The organism is Kitasatospora sp. NPDC029367, from assembly GCF_055569135.1.
Window position 1 is genome coordinate 1 of sequence record NZ_JBVHYH010000154.1, and the last position, 3715, is coordinate 3715.

The 3715-nt window shown below is 67.3% G+C and carries 3 protein-coding genes; all 3 read left to right on the forward strand.

Annotated features, from left to right (window positions below; translation table 11 throughout):
* The coding region (locus ACZ4W5_RS37850; RefSeq protein WP_465659786.1) for a polymorphic toxin-type HINT domain-containing protein at positions 1-1647 on the forward strand (1647 nt) is incomplete at its 5' end.
* Between the two features lie 462 nt (positions 1648-2109).
* A complete protein-coding gene (locus tag ACZ4W5_RS37855; protein WP_465659788.1) occupies positions 2110-2742 on the forward strand; it encodes a hypothetical protein in 633 nt (210 codons plus the stop codon).
* Between the two features lie 418 nt (positions 2743-3160).
* On the forward strand, positions 3161-3451 hold the full coding sequence (locus ACZ4W5_RS37860; RefSeq protein WP_465659790.1) for a hypothetical protein: 291 nt from the start codon (positions 3161-3163) through the stop codon (positions 3449-3451).
* The last annotated feature ends 264 nt before the right edge of the window (positions 3452-3715 follow it).

A 3715-nucleotide genomic window follows, 5' to 3' on the forward strand; every position in this document is an offset into this window, starting at 1 on the left:
CCGACCAGGCTCACCTACCAGCTCGCCGACCAGCACGGCACCGGCACCCTGTCCATCGACTCGGCGACCACCGATGTCAACCGCCGCTGGACCGACCCCTTCGGCGTCCTCCGAGGCTACGGCAGCGGCACCTCGTGGGCCGGCGACAAGGGCTTCGTCAACGGGTTGAAGGACGACGCGACCGGCTTCACCAACCTGGGCGCACGCCAGTACCAGCCCAGCACCGGCCGCTTCCTCAGCCCGGATCCGATCCTCGATCCGGCCAACCCCCAACAGTGGAACGCATACGCGTACAGCACCAACGACCCGACCAACCTGAGCGACCCCGGTGGCCTCCGCCCCGAGGGGGTGTGCGGCGGCTTCGGCGCCTGCTACACCGACAAGGGCGACGTCATCACCGAGACGTTCAAGCCGGAAGGCCACGGCGCCTGGACGGAGGAGTACTGGAGCAAGGGGAACGGCACCCCCAAGTATCCGAACATCGTCAGCCCGCACTACTTCATCATCACCAGGGGTGGAACGCTCTGGGGCAACGTCCGCGACGCCGCGGACGGCGCCTCCTGGATCCCGGGCCTGAGCGTGCCGGCCAGCGTGTTGGGCGCCGCCATGGACATCAAGGACGGCAAGTACCTGGACGCCGCCGAGGGCCTGGCGGGCATCCTCCCCGGCGGACGTGCCGTCGGCGCGGTAGGAAAGGCGGAGAAGGCAGAGAAGGCGGGGACGACTGCCGCGAAGGACCTGGAGAAGGCCGAGGCGGAGGTGGCCGGCGCCTGCCCGAACCCGCTCTTGGCGGTTACGGGCACCCACAGCTTCCTGCCCGGCACCAAGGTCCTCCTCGCGGACGGGACGACCAAGTCGATCGAGGACCTCCAGCCCGGCGACCAGGTCGAGGCCACGGATCCGGCCACCGGGAAGTCCGAGCCGAAGCCCGTCACGCGCACGATCCGCACCCCTGACGACAGCAAGTTCACCGATCTGACCCTGCAGACCACCGACCCCTCCACCGGGGCGCCCGGAGGGACGGAGAACCTCACCAGCACCCAGCACCACCCGTTCTGGGACGAGACCACGCACCGCTGGACCGACGCGGCAAACCTCCACCCCGGCGAGAAGGTCCGCACCGCGGACGGCCGAACCCTCACCATCCGAACGGTGCGGAACTACGAGACGGCCCCCCAGGTCGCCTACGACCTCACCATCGCCGACATCCACACGTACTATGTACTCGCTGGTACCACGCCAGTCCTCGTCCACAACTGTGGTGAAGCTGACGAGGACCTGCTCGATTTTGCGGACGCGGCGTTGAGTATTCCGCCCGCAGATCGGCCAAATGTGGCGACGAAGATCATCTCTGCAGATGGCCAGCATACGGATATGTCCTATGCTGTTGACACTCGTACGGGCACTATGCCGGAGCAGACTGCGAGGGCGGTCGCCGATTCGGCCCATCACGGGGGCTGTGGAGAGGTGGGATGCGCCATTAAGTTCGAGACGAGTGGCATTCCGCTTGCGGGTTCAACCTTCCAGTCCGTAAAAATCGGTGGTGGCGGTCGAGGGAATTCATTCCCATTGCTAGAGCACGGGGAATTGATCGGCCCGTGCCCTGCATGTAAGCGGTTCCTCCAGGTTATCGGCGGAAATGGATAGTCATGAGTTCTCTGCCGGAAGGATTGAAGGAAGTCCTGCGCAAGTTGCGCGAGGTTCGTTCTGCCAGGCCATCGGGCTCTGAGGAGTCGGAGGAATTCGCGGCATGGTGGGAGCGAATGGCCGATGTCCTGGAAGAGCTCTCTGGTGCGCTTCTTTTCGATGCGGATCGGAAACGTGCACGGGCAGAGTCTGAGGCAGCCAGGGAGCGTGCTATCGAGATCCGGGGAAGAGCCCATGGGGGTGCGTGATGGCGGCGCATGGGCTTGGTGAGCGATTTCTCGGATGAGTCCGACTGAGTGGTAGTTCGGCGCGAGAGCCCCAGATTGAGTCCTGGGGCTCTCGCGTGTGGAGAGTCCGGCGGCCTGAAGGGGCGGCAGCTTGGACGTGCGTCGTTCGTCGGTAGTCGGAGGTGAGGGAGATATCCCGTGGCACGCGCGGCGCCGCCTCCAGTAGGTTCCGCGGATGCGGCAATTCGCGGAGATCGAAGACCTGGCGGGGCTTGTGCGTGACGCGCTCGGATCGGGATGCCGCGTCGTCGCGGTGGACCGGTTGCGTGGGGGGAGCAAGAAAGGGGTGTACCGGGTCCGCCTTGAGGGAACCCGCACCGCGAGTGTGATCGTCTACAGCTGGGCCGATGCTGAGAACTTCTGGCCAGGCGCGCGCGAGGCCGATCCAGCTGACCCGTTCGGGCCCGCCTCCGGACTGGTCCCGTTCCTGACCACGCAGCGGAGCTTGGACAGCCTCGGGGCACGGGTTCCGCAAGTGCTCCTGGCGGATGACAGCCGGCGCCACTATCCGGCGGACGTCGCCGTGGTCGAGGACGTCTCCGGCGGTACGCTCGAAGCACTCTTCGAAACCGATCCGACGCGCGCTGCGGCAACCCTGGGCGACCTCGCCCTACTTGAGGTGATGCACCGACACCAGGGCGAGCGCTACGGCAGGGTGGACCTGCTGGAGCGGGGCGGATCCGTGTCCGAGGTCTCGTGCGAGCGACGGGTCCTCGACCGTGCCCTGCGGGACCTTGCGCGCCGAGCCCGGAGCTTGGCAGTAGGATCGCGCGCGGCCGACGACGGCAGCGCTGGTCTACACCTCTGACGGCAGTAGCGACGGCAACAACCACGGATTTCGGTGCACATCCATGAACGCCGACGGGCCGTCAAACTAACGTTGACCCGCGAAAAACAGGTGAAGAGGGGTCGCGTGGCACACGTACTACGTGCTGGCCGGCGATACGCTGGACGGGGCATCGACCTATCGGAGCGTAGGTGAACTGCGGGCTCAGCATGGACTGGCAGAACTCCGTAGTCCAACACTGATCAGGGAGGATCGGTGGACGGTTCCAAGTCTGATGAAGACCTCTGGGCTCTGGTCGTAACGGCCGAACAGCAGGTTGCCAGGGCCCGCGCGGACTTCTACCGGAACGCGGGTTCGTGCCGTGCCGTTCTGTCAGCTGCGCTGGGGAGCAGGGACGGCGCTGTCGTTCTTGCAGCGTCTCCCTGGCGATGTCGCCACGTTGCTCGAGGAGTTGGTCGACCTCGCGATGTCACCGAGGTGCGCGCTCGAAGCCAGGAAGGCGATCGCCGCCGGGAACCCGCAGGTGACGAGGCCGGAGGTGCGGCGACTCGTGGAGGAGCGGCTGCCGACCGCGGATGCCGACGACTGGCGCAGGCTGGTCGAGCTCCACCTGCACCTGAACGACCGGGTGGCGCTCCGTGGGCTGGCTGCTCGGGTGGAGAAGAGCGAGGACCCGGAGGTGCGTGAGGTGGGCCAGGACGTCCTGGCCTGGCTCTCGGAGGACTCGTGAGCCGGCGGATGCACCTGTCGGGTGCGAGTCGGTGGCCCTGTCGCGGAGGCGGCGGAGCCGGCGGGGCCACCGGCCGTTCGTTCGGGCCCGGGGGGGGGGGGGGGGAGGGGAGGGGGGGGGGGGGGGGGGGGGGGGGGGGGGGGGGGGGGGGGAGGGAAGAGGGGGGGGGGAGGGGGGGGGGCAACCCGTCCCCTCCCACCCTCGCGTTCCCCCCCCACACGTCGCGGTTGAGTCGGTCGATGTGCCGTTGGGGGATTATGATAA

Excerpts from the sequence above, each read along its gene's own strand:
- ACZ4W5_RS37855 (WP_465659788.1), top strand. The coding sequence starts at position 2,110 with ATGCGGCAATTCGCGGAGATCGAAGACCTGGCGGGGCTTGTGCGTGAC.